The following is an 18,002-nucleotide window of genomic DNA, read 5'->3' as shown; positions in this document are numbered from 1 at the left end:
GTCGCTCGGTTTTGGTTGTTTTTCGACCAAGAACCGTGTAGCACCGGTGGGGGATTTGTGTAGATTGGCGTTGCTCAGTTCTTTTTATTGATGATTGATCTCGCTCAATCATGCTTTTCTCAAATGGGTAGGTGGTTTGATGGCAAAGATCCCGGCAAAGTATATTCCCGGTAAATTCTCTCTCGCTTCTTGGCCTGCGTGGATCCAGATGGTGGTGGCGTGTTTAGCTGGTGCGTTTTTCGGTGGTTACGCCGCATCGAGTGCGGTGCTGCTAAAACAGGAAGAGGCGATGGAACGTCAGCTAACCAGTGGGGCGATGGACCATTTCGTGCGTTTGGGTGGGGAGATTATTCGGCAACCTGAAGGCCGAAGTCCTGAGGGGAATCCTTTAATTCGGCGTCTTGGTTTTTATGCGATTGGTGATGCCTTTGAGCTACAGAAGGCAGTTTTTTGCGGTGGTACTTTACCGACGGCTAAAGAACTGGATTTTGCACCGATTGGCGCCAATCAAGTTGGTAAAGGTGTCGTTGATGGAACACTTCTTCGAATTGTTGCTCGTAATTTTCCTGCGATCGAGTATCTCGATGTTTCCAATTGCCGGGTGGCCGATCTGACGGCGATTCAGGCGATGCCAAATCTGAAGGTGCTCAAGCTTACCAACAATCCGCTCGAGTACGCTGAATTGCAGGCGTTTAAGCAGGTGAAGAATGTAAACGAACTTTGGATCGGGTGGCCTGATTTGAATCTGGAAAAGGACAGTCTTTATCGCAACCCAGAGGTAATCAAGAACTTGCTAAAGTCAGTTTCGGAAATGCCGAGTCTGAAGAAGCTGTACCTCTATGACATCCGACTCAAGGATTCTGATCGCAAGTTGCTTGAGGGGATCGAGGTAATCAACGCTCGAATGAACTAGCCTGGCAGAAGAAACCGCCAATCGTAACCCGCAGCGTGAGCGAGGAATTCGGGCTGATCCCTCGCTCACCGGCGTGTTGACTTAATTAGCCGTACCGCGTTAGCGGCGGTTCCCGCGACCGTTAACCGGGGCTAACGCCCTTCGGCTAATCGTGGCAGTGCTGAATCTGACAAAATCAACACGCCGTGACGCCGCGGGTTACGATTGAGCCCTGATTCAGCGAATTTGAATTTTTCTCGAGCGTGTTTTGAGACACTGAGATCACAATCGAAATCGGATGGGCAAGACTTCGGTCGAGGCAACCGGCCTTCCCTGGCGGGTCGCCGGTTTGCCCCTCCATCGGGAAACCGCGTTTCTTGCTGCGTCATCGAGTATATCGTGACCGCTCGAGCGAACGATTTCGACTCGTTCGACAATTCCTCGAGCGTTTACGAACAACTTAAGCAACACGTTCCCTTCGATTCGATTGACGGCAGCGTTCGCCGGGTACTTCGGCGGTGGGTTGGAAGTGAATTCGACATGCGTTTCGGATAAACCAGCTAACGATTCGAGCGGGCGCATGTTCATCGGCGAAATCACGTTCATCGGCGGAATCATGCTCACCGTGACAGGGCGACGCGGACGAGCGAATTGTTTCTCGACCACCTTTGGTTGATCAGGGGGCGTTTGCATTCGCAGTATTTCCAACGGTTCAGTGGGTGATACTGCATCAGCGATGATTTCAGGCAGACCGAGAGGTGGCGATGCCGTTTCTTCGCGGTGAAGTTTTTCTTGTTCGACAAAGCGACGCGCGGTGGGTTGCGATTCGAATTGCTGAGAAGAAACTTCGATGGTGACTACCGAAACGGAGGCCGCCGGGGTGGGGCAAGTGAGAGTCAACTCGATCGCCGTAATCTGCCGGGTTCCCCGAGTCGAAAAACGCTCCAGCGACGACAAAGGAACGATCGCGATCGTCGCCAAGACGGTCAGATGAAGTCCGATCGAAAAAGTCGTCGAGCGTAGGATGGAGTGCGTATGGTTCACTTGCACAAGTATAGTTTGCCCGTGCCGGTGAGTCGAAGACGGTACATGATCTTGCCGTGCTCGATCCAGACTTCGGATCGACCGCGAAAGATTTCGGTGGAGGGAATGACAAGTGGTGGAATCTGGTCCTTGCGTTTTGCCTGATCGTCGGAGTCGTTTTCGGCGGACGGTGTGGTGCTCATTCCGTCGCCCTTTTGCAATCCCCATGCCGGTCATCAAATGCCGTGAACGCTTAGTAATTTGCGGCATGAACATGATCAGATGGCGAGTTCTTCACCGCAATCGACGGAATTTTGGTCATTATGTTTTCGCTCGTGAGTTCCTGTCCTCCCAATTAGGCCGACTTTCCGGAGCCTGTTCTGACAGATCAAGCGATCGTGAGGTTTGCTCCGATGCTACGCAAAAGACGGAACAAAACGATCCTCTGGCCTAGCTCGGTCGCGATCGCGAGAGACACATTCGTTCGTTCACGTTTTGACCTGGGGAAAACCGTGAGGAAAACTTCATTACTGGCGTTGGTTTTATTGCCTGTTCTCGACGGAGGCGCTTGGGCGGACGAAAGCACGATGAGCGGCCGTCCCTCGATTTCGCTCGCATCGATGCTTCAAGACGACGATCGTCCGACGCTTCCTGAAATCGAGGTCCGGCCTCCTGAAACGAATGATTCAGATGCCGACTCGGCACCGAGTGAACAGGCCGGTCAATCGACGCCGAGCCTACTTTCTCCTGGTCAGTCGGTCCCTTCGGAGAACATCGTCTCTCCCCTAGGTGAGCCAAGTTTGGAAGGCACGTCGGGTCGTCTGCCTCCTGGCGGAAATACCGCCTCGAGCAATTCGGATAACTCCAACTCGCCGTTTAGCGAATCGTTCGAATCGCTGAGCGAGCAAGTGTTTGGTGGCACGATGAGCGACATCACTGGGCTCAATAGTGCGCTTCGTTCAGAAACCACTCTGTTCGAATCGCCTCGGTTGGGCACCATCATCGATCGGGATGAATTGGACCGACGCCAAGCCTCGACGGTCTATCGCGCCCTTCAAAACGAAGTCGGCGTGATGCTTCAGCAAACCGGCAATGGACAGCTCTCACCGTTCATTCGAGGTTTAACCGGGCAGCAAATCCTGATTCTCGTCGACGGAATTCGAATGAACACGAGTATCCTGCGACCGGGACCGAACCAATACGCGGCGACGATCGATCCAGGTTCGATCCAGCGCATCGAAGTCATTCGCGGTGCCGAGTCGGCGCTCTGGGGAAGCGACGCGATCGGTGGCGTAATCAACTTTGTCACTCGCAGCGCCGATCCACTACGCGGTGACCATCTCAGTCCAAACTTCAGCCAGATTTACAGTACTGCCGAAGCTTCATCCTATACCCGAACGGGTTTCGGCGGTTGGTATGGAGCGACCGGTGTGACCGGCGGTGTGTCCTACCTCGATGTGGGTAACATCGATCGCGGTGGCGATCTTGGTCGACAACCTGGCACCGACTACAACCAATACGCAGGCGATTTGAAGTTGCAGCGGATGCTCGGTGACGATCATCTGTTGACCGTCGCAATGCAGCACTTCGAACAATACGACCTCAAACGCAGTGACCGGTTTTTGCCGTTCGTGCTCGGGCCGGCATCCGATGGTAGCGTCCCGACGCAGCGACCAACGGTTTTTGATCCACAGCAACGCGACTTACTGTACGGTCGCTTGGAAGGACTGCTGCCCGACGACGTATTCTTTGCCGACCTGTACTCGATCACGCTCTCTGGTATGCGGACAAAGGAAGCTTCGATCGTGGATCGATACGCCAGCAACAATCCGGGAGCCGTCCCCACGCGACGTGAAATCGGCGAGTTTGATGATTGGGGATGGGGGACCACGATGTCGTTTGTTAAAGACATGAGCGACTTCGGAAAGCTGACCTACGGAAGCGATTTTTATAGCGAGTCGATCGATGCTCAGCGAAGTCGAATTGACAATCCGACCCTACCGGGAGCCAATCCTGTCGCAACCGATCCGCAGTACCCGGATGATTCTGAAGCCGACCGTGTAGGCGTCTATACGTCTTGGTACGTGCCGTTAACCGAACGACTCGATGCGACGACTTCGGTTCGCTACGAGAACATCAACATCTCAGGCACGCCGGACTTCGACACGCTTGGTCCCACGTTCTTCAAGCGTTCCTACCAAGATTGGATCGCCAGCATAGGTTTGTCATACGAATTGACGGACGACTTGCGTTTGATCGGTGGCTACTACGAAGGATTTCGAGCACCCACGATCGATGACTTGACGGCGAACAAGACGTTCTTGCAAAACAATCAATCCACACCACTGATCGGAAACCTCGATGTTGGTCCTGAACATAGCCAAACGTACGAAGTCGGTTTTAAGTTCAACTACGATCGTCTGCGTCTGCAGGTCACCGAATTTTGGACTGAGTTTGACAGCTACATCAATCGAGAAACAATCGGTGGTGAGTTGTTCCTAACCAACCAGCAAGCCTCGATCAATGGAACCGAATTGACGGGCGAGTACCTGCTCGGTCGCAACGTCGCGCTGTACGGTAACTTCTTCTACACATACGGTACGATTACCACGAACGACGACCCGATCTCTCGGATCCCGCCTGCTCAAGGGATTTTGGGCCTGCGATGGAACGAACCCTCGAATCATGGCTACGTTGACGTCTTCGCATGGATGGTCGATCGAGCCGATCGTTACAACTCGTCCAACCTGGGCGATGTCCGTTTCTTGCCCGGTGGCACCCCCGGTTACGCGACGCTCAACGTGCGAACGGGGCGTGCATTCGGAGATGCGAACCAACACAGTGTTTCGTTGTCACTCGAAAACTTCACCGATAAGTACTATCGAGTTCTCGGCAGTGGCGTCGACGGTCCTGGTTTCAACGCGATCTTCGGATATCAGTATTCGTTGTGAGAATCGACCCGGCATGACAAGCGATCGACCCCGATCGCTTTCGCGGTCGGAGTCGGTAGTTGCAGTGTTCGCTGTGACGTGAATCATGGTACGCAGAGCGTGAGTTATGATGTGAGGATCCTCATCGCATCTTCCTCCACCGTGTTTCGAGATCGTTTCCATGCCTTTTTTTGTTCGTTGGAAGCCTGATTTTCATATGGTTTGTGTTTGGCTCTGCGTCGTAGCAACGTCTGGTCCTTCGTTGGTATTTTCAGACGAGAAATCAGATCAGCAATCCACGGAGTTAACGGCGGTTGAATTGGTTTTAGATAACCAGCTTGCGACACGAATTGAACGTTTGTGGCAGGTGACTTGGTCCCGATTCTATTCACCTCGAACGCACCTTGTGTACGATTACCTCAGTAGCTACGAATCGGGCCGCGAGCTGAATCATCTTCCAACCGCAGCGGAGGTTCAAAACCAAGATCCGAATGAGTGCGGGTATGGTACCGGAATGGAAGATTGCATGATTTCGGCCGGGGTTATGTTGTCGTTGATCGTCGATCGACACGCAGTGACTCAGGAGGAATGGTTGCGTGAACGGGCCAAGCAAGTTTTCAAGGGAGTTCAATTGTGCGCGACCGCTCATGGCGTCCCTGGATTTTTAGCAAGGGGCGTCTGCGACGAAGATCTCAAGAGCGTTTATCCTAATAGTTCTCGTGATCAGTACACGCATGCGATCCACGGGTTGTGGCACTATTTTCACAGCCCGCTGTGTGATCCGGCAACACGTCAGGAGATCAGGCAATTGATGTCGGCTGTTGCGGATCGCATGCGAGCCAAGGTGATCGCAGCTAACGACTACGACTCATTGAGGCTGGACGGAACGCGTGACACACGCGGCATCAGCCGCATGTGGAATGTTGCCGGTCACGAAGCCGCACGACTGCCCATGATTTATGCCGCCACATGGGATGTCACAGGTGACCGCAAGTACTACGACTGGTATCAAGAATATGTGAAACCCGCCATCGAGCAATCGTGTACCGTCGAAGAAAACCAACCTACCTACGCGTTCCTTCAGATGCAGGCGTCTCTCGAAGTTTTACTGCGTCTGGAAAAGGAAGGATCATTGGGGCCCAAGATCACGCTCACGATGAAGACGATCACCCTGCGGATGGCGAAGCGGGCTGAGTCCGCCGGAAATCGCGGCGAGTCGCTCGATCTCACAAAGCTTTGCACCGACTGGCGATCGACGGCAGGGCTTTCCGCCGAAGGATCGTATCGACCGGTCTGGTATTGTATTCGCGAATCCGGCGAAGCAGCATTGGCACAATTGATTGACCAATCAAGTAGATTCCCGAGACCCCAGCAAACCGCATTACGTGATGCGGTGATGCGAGTGGATCCGGACCGGGTTTCCAGTAATGGTATCATCTACTTGCAGGCTGCGTACTGGAAGGCATTGCGACGGCAAAACGAATCCCCGTGAGACAAAGTCGTCATTGCGAACGCATCAAGGGATATCCGCATTCGTCCGGCGGAAGCCTGTTCAATCGTTAATGCTTCAATCGCACGATCGGTAGATCAGTGAACTTACCGACTTCCATGTTCGCTCCTCCAAGGACGATCAGACGATCGTCCGCCAAAGGCAACATGCGATGGAAGAACCGCGACGGCTCAAGCTCCGAGATGATCGACCAACGCTGTCTGTCACCGCTGAGTCGACATACCTTTCCGTCCATCGTCGTCGCGATCAACGAATCACCGCAAGCGAACGCGGCAGTTCCAAAACCGGCCATGGGTTCGCCGGGTAGCGACGGTCCGGTCGTCCAAGTTCGGCTTGACGGGTCGTACACGTCAACCTGGGTGGTCGCGCCGCCGGTCGCCTGCATACCGCCGATCGCGTAAACCTTCCCATCAACGGTCGCAGCACTCAGTGCACGCCGCTGAAACGGAGGTTCCGGTAATGCTTGCCAAGTCGGAGACGTGTCGGCCAAGTTCAGTGACCACGCCGTGGAGTGCCAAACCGTGTCGGCTTCGCCGGCCATCTGCCATCCGCCGATGACGTAAATGGTGTCTTCAACCATCGCCGCGTCGAAGGACGAACGCGGTTCAGGAAGCGCCGGCAATTCGTTCCACTCGCGTTTGGCTGGATCGAACCGAACGACGGAATCTTGCGACCAAAGATCGTGCTCGGTGTCGGGCTCGTTTTTCGCCGTGAATCCGCCTAAGCGAATCAATGAACCATTGTGCGCAACCAACGCGAGACCTTGCAGATGCTGATCTTCGTTGAGTAACTCCCAATTCGGCGAATCACCGAGTTGCAAACGCCACAGCCGATTGGATTGTTCGGCGGTCGAGTATGAGTGAGCACTTCCCGTGTGGCCGCCATAAACGTAAACGGCATCGTTGATTACCGCCGCGCCGAAACTAGTTAACTCTTCAGGCAATGCTGGATATTGCGAAGGGATCACCTCGGCGGAGACCGTCTCGTCGGCGGGTGACGAATCATCCACCACGCTATGGTAGAACGTCGCGGTCAAAACTTCGGTCTCGCTTTCATAGGTTTCTTCCTGCCATTGCCCCTTGGTATCGGATTTGAACTGCACCTGCAAGGCGTTCAGACCGTCGGCGATTTGATTCGCTTTCAGCAAGACGATGCCGTTGTTGTCAGTGGTAAACGTTTGGTTCGTCTTGGTTTGTTCCTTTGACCCCGCGGGTGTCGCCAACGAGCGAACATTCACACCCGACAACGGTTGGTCGCCGCGTAGAACCAAGACTTGAACACCGCCATCGTCGAGTCGCGTGATCACGGTCTGCGGGGTCGTCGTGTCACGAGGCTTAGTCGGCCAGGACTGTGCGTTGGACGAAGGCAAGTGCTCGACGTGGTAGGTCAGTTTGGTTCCATGATACAGTCCATAGACCACCGATCCGAAGATCTCGCCATCAGGCAGCACGGGCTCCGCCGTCTGCAAACCGACGAGTTCGTCGCTCTCGGCTGGCTGTGTCGTTAGTGGCCGCTGTTCATCTGAAGAAACCTGGTAAAGCGAAACGCCGGCGACCGACTGCGGCATCGGGTAGGTGCGATCGGTCAACGAATCGCCGAACCATACCTCGGCACGCCCCGATGAGTCGGTAGCGACGAAAGGGAAATGGGCGTACGCCAGCGAGCTGTACGCTAGCATCAAGGTAAACAAACACAAGGTAAGTCGAATGGTCATGCTGATTGAAACCTACGAGAGAGTAATGGAAGTGGAATGGTAGAACGTTCGCTGCGTCCGATTGAGTAACGTCCGATTGAGTAGCGTCCCTTTGATCAGGGGCCCCCGCTCTTGAGTCTTACGTCGTGAACGTTGATTTGCTCGGCTTGAAGTTCCGCCCGCATCGGGGAATCGGTTCAGTAGTCGGGATGAATTTCTTGCACCACCAGCGGTTGCGATCGACGCCGGGAGGTTGATTTCACGTCCAACATCGCTTCGAGCTGTTCGCGCGGTAGAGGTGCCGGCCGCACGCGGACCTGATTGACACCCACAACCGGACCTTCGGCGGCGTCAATGTGATAGGCTCCCTCGCTTACGACCGCGAATGCAATGACCGCGGGTGAGTCGGCGTCTTCCGCATCGGCAGCGACTCCCGCGTCAACGGCTTCGAACTCGATCACTCCGGACGTCAGAGGCTTACCGTCCAAGAAAACTTGTCCTTTCACTTCGGTCCGCACGATCTCGGTCCGGTCGCTCCGCTGGCAACCCGCCAGCAAGCCGAGCAACACGACCCAGGCACCGACGCCGAAACGATGCCGGTGCCAACGCGACTGGCCTTTCGTGATGACATTCATAGTTCACCGGGGACGTCGCCGTCCATCACCGACCCGGCATCTCGCCACAATTCCAAGTCGACCGATTCGCTAACGAACCGAACGCTGCCATCGGCCAGAGTCACGTTCACTCCGCCGCTATGATGACTGCGGGCACCAAACCAACCGTATGCCAACTGGCATACATCGGAATGATTTGCGTTGGGCGGCGTGTAGGTGCTGAACGTACTCGAGTAAGCTTTGCCGCTGATCCAGGCGTAACCACGATAGCCGAACCAAGACCATACCGGCCCGCGGGTTAACGATTCCACGTCCGGGTTGTCGACCGTGAAGTGACCGGTCCAGGCCACCTTATCCTCGGCGTGGATTGGCGCGGTCGAACTCGTCGAATTGTCACCCAAGAGCGTCTCGGCAAACACGACGGTGTGACTGGTTCCGTCCAATATATCCCGAAACGCCGTGCTGGATCCGTAGTAAAAAAGACCGTCTGTTTTGGCTCGCAGGTCCCATGATTGATCGCGTCCTGAACCGGTGCAGGCAACCACATTAGTGCCTTGGTAACTCTGACCGGCGGCGGCGTCACAATCGAATTCGGTGAACCGGCCCTCTCGCGGATCACTCGGGCAACGAAACATCGGTACCCGCGTCTCCGCCGCCTGCAGGTTGTTCGGATGGATCGAGAAAGCGTAGCCGGTACCGGTGTAAATCGGAGCCGAAAAATCGATCAGATCTTGCAAGTCGGCCTGCTCGGCGTATGGCAAGATCTGCGCGAGAATCGAAAACGCCGACGCGCTGTCGTGCCCGATTCCGGGAAAGCGTTGGAACGTACTGTGGTAATTGTGCAGAGCCAGACCGCACTGCTTCATGTTGTTGCTGCACGACATTCGCCGTGCGGCGGCCCGAGCGGCCTGCACGGCGGGCAAGAGCAGACCAACCAAGATACCGATGATCGCGATCACGACCAACAATTCGACCAGGGTGAAGGCGCCACGAAAGGGGCGCGTACGACTCAAAGACATTCGACCAGCCTCAGCAAAGGGGAAAGTGACAACGGAAACGTCCAACGTCATCGACACGTGTCGGTGACGTCTTTCGGCTCATCGCTGGCTGGGTTTCCACGCACGCGAGCGTTGCGGCGGGATGCCTTGCTGGCTAGATCAAGCGAATGCGATTGCACTAACTGCTAATGCGAACCACTTGCAATAAGATGGCCGGTCGCTGGGTTGGTGTCAACGGTCATCGGCTTTTTTCTTGCGTATTTTTAAATGCCCTGCAGATGGCAGGAAAATGAGGGGCAGGAATATGGGTGCCGTTCATCTTCCTGCCCTCAATCTTCCTGCCAAAAAATGCGACGTTTTGAGGGTCCGATGAGCATTCATTGGGGTTCCAATCACCAGCAAACAATAACCTTAGTTAACGCGAAACAATCAAGCCCAACGTCGCATGACGATCCCATCGCGTGCGCTCTAGTAGTGTGTCAGTAATATCCGGTGCAAACGTTTGGTAAACCAGTGCCATTGCTTTTTGTGCGTTCCATCTCTCCTGCATCGGAGAAGTTTCCTGACACATCTTCTTCGACTAGGGGGCTCGAGCCCTCCCGGACCGCAATTCGGCCGGTAGCAGCTGGTCACCAAAACGCTTGATTTTTTTGAACGCAAAGCACGCTGAGACGCAGAGGATCGCAGAGCTCGATGACGTAGGTCGAGCATCATGATCTGCGGCCCTCTGCGTCTCAGCGAACTTTGCGTTCAGACTTCAGCAATGAATCATTGGGGGAGGGCTCGCGCCGGGGTCAGGTTGGGTTTTCGGTTTTGACCATGGAATCCGAAAAGGTGTCGAGTCTCTTTTCTCGGAATGAGTCCTGACACCTTTCGTGCCGTTCACCGGAGAGAATCGTTGGGACTTTTGGGAGGGCGTCCGTTTTGGCAGGAAAATGAGGGGCAGGAATATGGGGTCGTACATTTTCCTGCCCTCAATCTTCCTGCCAGACAATGCGACGTTTTGAGGGTCCGATGAGCATTCATCGGCGTTCCAATCACCAGAAAACAATAACTCTAGGAAACGCGAAACAATCAAGCCCAACGTCGCAAGACGATTCCGTCGCGTGCGTTCCAGTAGTGCGTCAGTACCGTCCGGTGCAAACGTTTGGTAAACCGGTACCATTGCTTTTTGTGCGTTCCATCTCTCCTGCATCGGAGAAGTTTCCTGACACATCTTCTTCGACTAGGAGGCTCGAGCCCTCCCGGACCGCAATTCGGCCGGTAGCAGCTGGTCACCCAGACGCTTGATTTTTTGAACGCAAAGCACGCTGAGACGCAGAGGATCGCAGAGTTCGATGACGTAGGTTGAACACCATGATCTGCGGCCCTCTGCGTCTCAGCGAACTTTGTGTTCAGACTTCAGCAATGCATCATTGGAGGAGGGCTCGCGCCGGTGTCGGGCTGGGTTTTCGGTTTTGACGATGGAAGCCGAAAAGGTGTCGGCTCTATTTTCTCGGAATGAGTCCTGACACCTTTTGCGCCGTTCACCGGAGAGAATCGTTGGGACTTTTGGGAGGGCGTCCGTTTTGGCAGGAAAATGAGGGGCAGGAATATGGGGTCGTACATTTTCCTGCCCTCAATCTTCCTGCCAGACAATGCGACGTCTTGAGGGTCCGATGAGCATTCATTGGCATTCCAATCACCAGAAAACAATAACCCTAGGAAACGCGAAACAATCAAGCCCAGCGGCGAAAGCATTGGGGGAGGGCTCGCGCCGGGGTCAGGCTGGGTTTTCGGTTTTGACCATGGAATCCGAAAAGGTGTCGGGTCTCTTTTCTCGGAATGAGTCCTGGCACCTTTTGTGCCGTTCACCGGAGAGAATCGTTGGGACTTTTGGGAGGGCGTCCGTTTTGGCAGGAAAATGAGGGGCAGGAATATGGGTGCCGTTCATCTTCCTGCGTTCAATCTTCCTGCCAGACAATGCGACGTTCTGAGGGTCCGATGAGCATTCATTGGCGTTCCAATCACCAAAAAATAACCCTAGGAAACGCGAAACAATCAAGCCCAACGTCGCAAGACGATTCCGTTGCGTGCGCTCTAATAGTGCGTCAGTAATATCTGGTGCAAACGTTTGGTAAACCGGTGTCGTTGTTTTTTAGTGCGTTCCATCTCTCCTGCATCGGAGAAATGTCCTGACACATTTTCTTTGACTAGGAGGCTCGAGCCCTCCCGGACCGCAATTCGGCCGGTAGCAGCTGGTCACCCAGACGCTTGATTTTTTGATCGCAAAGCACGCTGAGACGCAGAGGATCGCAGAGCTCGATGACGTAGGTTGAGCATCATGATCTGCGGCCCTCTGCGTCTCAGCGAACTTTGCGTTCAGACTTCAGCAATGAATCATGGGAGGAGGGCTCGCGCCGGTGTCAGGCTGGGTTTTCGGTTTTGTCTAGCGTAAAATTTGAAAGAACTAAGAAGATGGAATGGGGGCGTTTCGGGTGTCTACTCCCTTTTCCGTGCTCTTGGCCGAAGAAGTTGCGTGGTTCCGGTCTGCCGTTCCTTTGCCTTTACGCCGAAGGCGTTGTTAGCCATTCGCCGGTGGTCGAGCGAAGCGAATACCACCGCAGAACTTAACGCAATTCGATTTGCCGCTTTAGGGTTTAGGGGCCTGTTCGGCGAGTTCGGCTAAGCGTTCTTCGCCGACGCGGGCGCAGAAATCACCGACGGATTCTTCGCCTTCGCGGTTGGCTTTGAAGGCGGCGAAAATGCCGATCATCTCGTCGACAACGTCTTCGTCTTTGACGGCGTCTTTGTAGATGTAGGCCAAACGATTGCCCAGCCATCCGCCACCGGCGAACAGCGTGTACTTGCCGACCGCTTTGCCGACCAAGGCGATGTCGGCGTTGTAAGGTCGGGCACAACCGTTGGGGCATCCGGTCATGCGGATCGTGAAGCGTTCGTTGGAAAGTCCAAGTTTCGCAAGCGGTTCTTCGATGCCGTCGATCAGGCTGGGCAGTCGCCGTTCACTTTCGGTGATCGCGAGACCGCACGTGGGTAACGCCACGCACGCCATCGACCAACGTCGCACCGTACTGGTTTGTTCGGTCGTCGGAATGCCGTGCGATTGGATGATCTCGATCAACTTTTCTTTCTCCGACTCGTCGATGTCGCAGAAGATGATGCTTTGATGTCCCGTCAACCGGATCTCACGGCCGAACGTTGTGCAGACTTTTCTCAGGGCGGCTTTGAGTTGGATTTGATCGTTGTCGTATAGCCGACCGTTTTCAATATTCAACCCATAGGACCATTTGCCATCGCCCTGTTCTTGCCAGCCCATGTGGTCATCGAAACCGTGCACGTCGTCTTCGGTGCAATCGGCAAGTTTCTCTCCGAACACCTTTTCGACTTCAGCGCGGAATTTATCGATGCCCCAATCGGCGATCAGGTATTTCATCCGAGCGGTCTTGCGGTCGGTACGGTTGCCGTTGTCTCGTTGAACGATGATCACCGCTTTGGCAACATCGATCGCTTGTTCGGGAGTGACGAAGGCCATCCGCTGCGCCAACGCGGGGAAAGTCTTCTTGGCCGACGGCGTGCGTCCCATGCCGCCACCGACGGTGACGTTGTACCCGATGATCTTCCCGTCACGGACCACGGCGATGAAACCGAGATCTTGGGTGTAGATATCGATGCAGTTGTCTTCAGGTAAGGCGATCCCGCATTTGAACTTTCGGGGCAAATAGGTCGGACCGTACAGCGGTTCGTCGACCACCGGCCGGGCGTCCGGTTCGCCACCGCCGGCGAGTGATTTTTCGCCCGTATCGGGATCGGTGATCCACAGTTCGTGGTAAGCGGGCGTGCGAGGGGCCAGCGCTTGGGTCAGTTCGTCGGTGAACTTTTCCAGTTCGGCGTGGATGCCGCCGACCCGTTTGGCGGGGCAGCACATGATGTTTCGGTTGACGTCACCGCAAGCGGCCAGCGTGGACAGTTCCACGTCGTTGATCCGTTTGATCGTCTCCCGCAGGTTTTGCTTCAAGATGCCGTGCAGTTGCAGCGTTTGACGCGTCGTGATCTTGAGCGTCGAATTGCCGAGTTCATCGCACATATCCAAGTGCGCGACGAATTGGTCCGCCGTCATGCGTCCTCCGGGGATGCGGCATCGCAGCATCATCGAATACGCTTTGCCGCCTCCGGACTTCTTCAGTTCCGTTCGCAGATCGCGGTCGTCCTGTTGATAGGTGCCGTGAAATTTCAACAATTGCAGATTGTCGTCGTTGAAATGGTCGATCGGATCGGCCAGTTCTTGATCGATCGTGCCCATCAAGAACCGGCTTTCCTGCTTAATCTTTTCGACCGGGCTGAGCTTGATCGTGATCGGGGCAGTCGAATCTTGAGCGTCGGTAGACATCGAGAGGAAAATCCTGTGTATTTGCGTGCAGCCCAAACGGTCGTTGGGTGCTCCGGGCTGCTGTGAGTGCTTAAAAAACAACGATTCGCAATGGCGAACGGTTGAGATCACCGAAGTTATAACGATTAGGCGGTTTTTTCACTACGTCGAACCGCGTGCCCCTAAACCTTTTTACAACCGAAGATAACCCATGACGGCAACGCGACTCGACGGCAAGGCAATCGCCTTGGAAATTCGTAACGAGGTGGCTCAAGAGGTTCAGGCATGGGTCGCGGCCGGCAATCCGCCCCCCAAATTGGCGGCGGTTTTGGTGGGCGAGGATCCGGCTAGCCAGGTCTACGTTCGCAACAAAGAGCGAGCCTGTGAAAAGGCCGGAATCGCCAGCAGTTTGGACCGCATGCCCGCCTCGACGACCCAGGCGGAACTGCTCGACCGCATCGACCAACTCAATCGAGACGAATCGGTCAGCGGGATTTTGGTTCAGTTACCGCTGCCGAGCGTGCAGCGAGGCGGCACGGGCGTCGATGAGCGGGCGGTGCTCGATGCGATCGATCCCCGCAAAGACGTCGACGCGTTTTCACCGGTCAACGTGGGATTGTTGATGCAGGGCCGGCCTCGATTCCTGCCATGCACGCCCCATGGGATCATTCAATTGCTTCATCGGTCCGGCATCTCGACCAACGGCAAGCACGCCGTGGTGGTCGGCCGTAGTGACATCGTCGGCAAGCCGATGGCGATGATGTTGGCTCAAAAGGACGGAAGTTGCGGCACGGAGACGGCCAACGCGACGGTGACGCTCGCCCACAGCCGGACGGCGAATCTCGCCGAAGTCTGTCGCACGGCCGACATTTTGATCGCGGCGGTGGGCCGGCCGGAAATGATTCGCGGAGACATGATCCGCGAAGGCGCGGTGGTGATCGACGTGGGGATCAACCGGGTCGGCGACGCGTTGGTCGGTGACGTGGCGTTCGACGAAGCCGAAAAGGTCGCCTCGGCCATCACCCCGGTCCCCGGCGGAGTCGGCCCGCTGACGATCGCGATGTTGCTGCACAACACCTTGCTCGCCGCCAAATCTTAAGGCGGCTACGCCGACAACATACAAGCCCGACGCGGTTCGGCTCATTGATTTAATTAGCCGTACCGCGTTAGCGGCGTGTTGATTTAATCGTAACCCGAAGCGTTAGCGAGGGATTCATCACCATTAAGTCCTTTGTATGTATCCCTCGCTCACGCTTCGGGTTTCGATGAGGACTAAATCAACAGCCCGTTAGCGGCGGTTAACCGGACGCCAACCGGGGCTAACACCCATCGGCTAATTGCTATAGCCCTAATCGTAACCCGCTGCGTAAGCGAGGGATGAGCCGATATCAATTATCCCTCGCTCACGCGTCGGGTTACGATTAAGTCGACAGCCCCTCGCGCGTCGGGCTTGTATCAATTGCGTTCAAAAACACCGAACGCTGCAATAGCTGATGTTGATCGTTTTCGGAGACGTGGGCGGAGAAGATCTCGCAGCATCCCCCAGCGAAAGCTTCCACAACCGCCGGGATCGCCGAGGTTTTTCGCTATCGCAGATCGACACGGACCCTACAATGTAGGTGTCCTGTTTGTTGAGCCTGCTCGAATTGAAACGCTTCTGCAATGCAATTGCCCGTCATTGATTCCCCCGCCGTCGCCGCCGCCGCAAAACTCGCTCCGGCGATGTCACGCGATTATTTGTCCAATCTGACGGCGGGCGGGCGAGTTCCCACGGGACCGATCGCGGTCAATCCATTGCCGATGACGATGGAAGAGGCCCACAAACGCGGTTGGGACGAACTGGACGTGGTGTTCGTCACCGGTGACGCCTACATCGACCATCCGAGTTTTGCGATGGCGATCTTGGGCCGCGTTTTGGAAGCGGCCGGATATCGCGTCGGTGTGGTCAGCCAACCGGATTGGCGAAATTGCGATGCTTGGCGAACGTTCGGATGCCCGCGACTGTTCTTTGCGATCAGCGCCGGCAACATGGACTCGATGATCAACCACTACACGGCTAACAAGAAGGTTCGCAACGACGACGCCTATTCCCCGGGCGGTCAGATCGGTCGCCGGCCTGACCGCGCCACCTTGGCGTATTGCCAGCGTGCCCGCGAAGCCTACAAGGGTGTGCCGGTCATCGCCGGTGGCGTCGAAGCGTCGTTGCGACGGCTCGCTCACTACGATTATTGGTCCGACAAAGTCCGCCGCAGCATCCTGCTCGATAGTAAAGCCGACCTGGTCGGTTTCGGGATGGGGGAGAACGCGATCGTCGAAATCGCACGTCGTCTCGAAGCGGGCGAATCGGTCAAGGACCTTCGTGACATGCGTGGCGTGGCGTTCGCATTGGGCGCCTCCGAGCCGGTTCCCGACGATGCGATTGAGTTGCCCAGCTACGAACAGGTGGTCGCGGACAAGTACGCCTTTGCCGAAGCGACACGAATCATTCACAACGAAACCAATCCGCACAACGCCAAGCGATTGTTCCAGCGGCACGATACTCAAACGATCGTTTGCAACGTGCCCCAGTTGCCGATTTCCGAAGCCGCAATGGATGCGATTTATGGATTGCCTTACACGCGATTGCCACATCCAAGTTACAAAGAAAAAATTCCCGCGTTCGAGATGATCAAGAACTCCGTGACGATCATGCGGGGCTGCTTCGGGGGTTGTACGTTTTGCTCGATCACGGCCCATCAAGGCCGGATCATTCAATCGCGAAGCAAAGCGTCCATCTTGGGCGAGATCCAAAAGATGACCGAAGACAAATCGTTTTCGGGAGTCGTCAGTGACATCGGCGGCCCCACCGCCAACATGTACCAAATGCAATGTTCGAAGCCGGAAGTCGAAGCGGTCTGCCGGCGTCAATCCTGTGTTCATCCCAAGATTTGCAAGTTACTCGGCGTCGATCATGGCCCGGTGATCGAATTGATGCGCGAAGCACGTGAATTGCCCGGCGTGAAGAAAGTGCTCGTCGCCAGCGGCATTCGAATGGACCTGGCGCGAACCTCGCCGGAGTATCTGAAAGAACTGACCGCGCACCATGTAGGCGGAAAGCTGAAAGTGGCACCGGAGCACGTCGATGCCGGAACGCTCAACAAGATGCGAAAACCCAAGAACGACGACTTCGAACACTTCACGGAAGTCTTCAAGGAAGAGTCGCAGCGGGTCGGCAAGAAACAATTCATCGTTCCGTATTTCATCTCCTCGCATCCCGGCAGCGACGTCAACGCCATGATCGAACTGGCGTTGTTCCTCAAACGCAACGGTTACAAACCCGATGCGGTTCAAGACTTCATTCCCGCACCTCTCGATGTGGCCACGACGATGTACTACACCGAGATGGATCCGTTTACCAAAGAACCGGTCTACATTGCCAAAGCGATGAAAGAACGCAAGATGCAACGGGCGTTGATGCAGTTCTTCAAACCGGAGAATTATTTCGAAGTCCGCGAAGCCCTTCGCAGCGTCGGACGCACCGAGTTGATCGGCGACGGTTGCGATTGTTTGATCCCATCCAGGCCACCCAAGGAAGCGGTCGAACGCCGCCGCAAGGACGCCAACACGAGGTTCCGAGGCGAGTACGTGCACACGATCGCCACGCCAACCAAGAAGGGATCGCAAAAGGAACGGCGAGAACGAAGTTCAACCGGCTATCGCCCCAAACGCCGCGGTGCCGACCCCAGTTGACTCGCGCGCCTTGGCGAGTTGAAAGCTCATACCTGCCATCACCAGCAACGCGATAGCGTGCGGCTTATCGCGGGAACCGCACGCTATCGCGAGCGTCCCGCTTAGCAACTGCCGGTGAATCGTGTTGACACTCGATCCCAGGCTCTCACCCTCTTGATAGGTCACATTTTTTTGACCCCCACGAGCTCGTCTCGTGGGTGAATTAGGTTCGCCAGCTAGACAACGACGCCCTCACAACCTTCCGATT

The 18,002-nt window shown here is 55.5% G+C and carries 11 protein-coding genes; 5 read left to right on the top strand and 6 right to left on the bottom strand.

Annotated elements, in window-relative coordinates; genetic code table 11:
• Positions 1-94 precede the first annotated feature (94 nt).
• Positions 95-913: a leucine-rich repeat domain-containing protein gene (locus Pla100_RS10755; RefSeq protein ID WP_231602937.1), complete on the top strand. Its 819-nt coding sequence runs from the start codon at positions 95-97 to the stop codon at positions 911-913.
• A gap of 261 nt (positions 914-1,174) precedes the next feature.
• Here the strand turns inward: Pla100_RS10755 and Pla100_RS10750 are convergent, their stop codons facing one another.
• Positions 1,175-1,936: an energy transducer TonB gene (locus tag Pla100_RS10750; RefSeq protein ID WP_146577677.1), complete on the bottom strand. Its 762-nt coding sequence runs from the start codon at positions 1,934-1,936 to the stop codon at positions 1,175-1,177.
• Positions 1,933-2,118 (bottom strand): hemin uptake protein HemP, encoded by a 186-nt coding sequence (gene hemP, locus Pla100_RS10745; RefSeq protein ID WP_146577676.1) that lies wholly within the window; start codon positions 2,116-2,118, stop codon positions 1,933-1,935. The genes Pla100_RS10750 and hemP overlap by 4 nt, the downstream gene beginning before the upstream one ends.
• A gap of 384 nt (positions 2,119-2,502) precedes the next feature.
• Between hemP and Pla100_RS10740 the strand changes: the two genes are divergently transcribed.
• Both Pla100_RS10740 and Pla100_RS10735 read left to right on the top strand, forming a co-directional pair.
• Complete coding sequence (locus tag Pla100_RS10740) at positions 2,503-4,866, top strand: TonB-dependent receptor (RefSeq protein ID WP_197167831.1); 2,364 nt, start codon at positions 2,503-2,505, stop codon at positions 4,864-4,866.
• A gap of 160 nt (positions 4,867-5,026) precedes the next feature.
• The gene (locus Pla100_RS10735; RefSeq protein ID WP_231602936.1) at positions 5,027-6,337 is read left to right on the top strand and encodes a hypothetical protein; all 1,311 of its coding nucleotides are present in this window, start codon (positions 5,027-5,029) and stop codon (positions 6,335-6,337) included.
• 67 nt (positions 6,338-6,404) lie between these two features.
• Here the strand turns inward: Pla100_RS10735 and Pla100_RS10730 are convergent, their stop codons facing one another.
• The 4 genes from Pla100_RS10730 to Pla100_RS10715 all read right to left on the bottom strand — a co-directional run bounded on the left by Pla100_RS10730 (position 6,405) and on the right by Pla100_RS10715 (position 14,047).
• Positions 6,405-8,069, bottom strand: a complete 1,665-nt coding sequence (locus Pla100_RS10730) for a Kelch repeat-containing protein (protein ID WP_146577674.1) — start codon at positions 8,067-8,069, stop codon at positions 6,405-6,407.
• A 176-nt stretch (positions 8,070-8,245) separates the two neighbouring features.
• A complete protein-coding gene (locus Pla100_RS10725) occupies positions 8,246-8,683 on the bottom strand; it encodes a hypothetical protein (RefSeq protein ID WP_146577673.1) in 438 nt (145 codons plus the stop codon).
• The gene (locus tag Pla100_RS10720) at positions 8,680-9,681 is read right to left on the bottom strand and encodes a DUF1559 domain-containing protein (RefSeq protein WP_197167830.1); all 1,002 of its coding nucleotides are present in this window, start codon (positions 9,679-9,681) and stop codon (positions 8,680-8,682) included. The genes Pla100_RS10725 and Pla100_RS10720 overlap by 4 nt, the downstream gene beginning before the upstream one ends.
• A gap of 2,611 nt (positions 9,682-12,292) precedes the next feature.
• On the bottom strand, positions 12,293-14,047 hold the full coding sequence (locus tag Pla100_RS10715) for an NADPH-dependent assimilatory sulfite reductase hemoprotein subunit (RefSeq protein ID WP_146577671.1): 1,755 nt from the start codon (positions 14,045-14,047) through the stop codon (positions 12,293-12,295).
• Between the two features lie 190 nt (positions 14,048-14,237).
• Between Pla100_RS10715 and folD the strand changes: the two genes are divergently transcribed.
• Positions 14,238-15,125, top strand: a complete 888-nt coding sequence (gene folD, locus Pla100_RS10710) for a bifunctional methylenetetrahydrofolate dehydrogenase/methenyltetrahydrofolate cyclohydrolase FolD (protein ID WP_146577670.1) — start codon at positions 14,238-14,240, stop codon at positions 15,123-15,125.
• A gap of 563 nt (positions 15,126-15,688) precedes the next feature.
• Positions 15,689-17,755 (top strand): YgiQ family radical SAM protein, encoded by a 2,067-nt coding sequence (locus Pla100_RS10700; RefSeq protein WP_231602935.1) that lies wholly within the window; start codon positions 15,689-15,691, stop codon positions 17,753-17,755.
• The last annotated feature ends 247 nt before the right edge of the window (positions 17,756-18,002 follow it).

The organism is Neorhodopirellula pilleata, from assembly GCF_007859915.1.
Taxonomy (GTDB): Bacteria; Planctomycetota; Planctomycetia; order Pirellulales; family Pirellulaceae; genus Rhodopirellula; species Rhodopirellula pilleata.
This window is presented reverse-complemented; position numbering and strand designations above follow the sequence as displayed.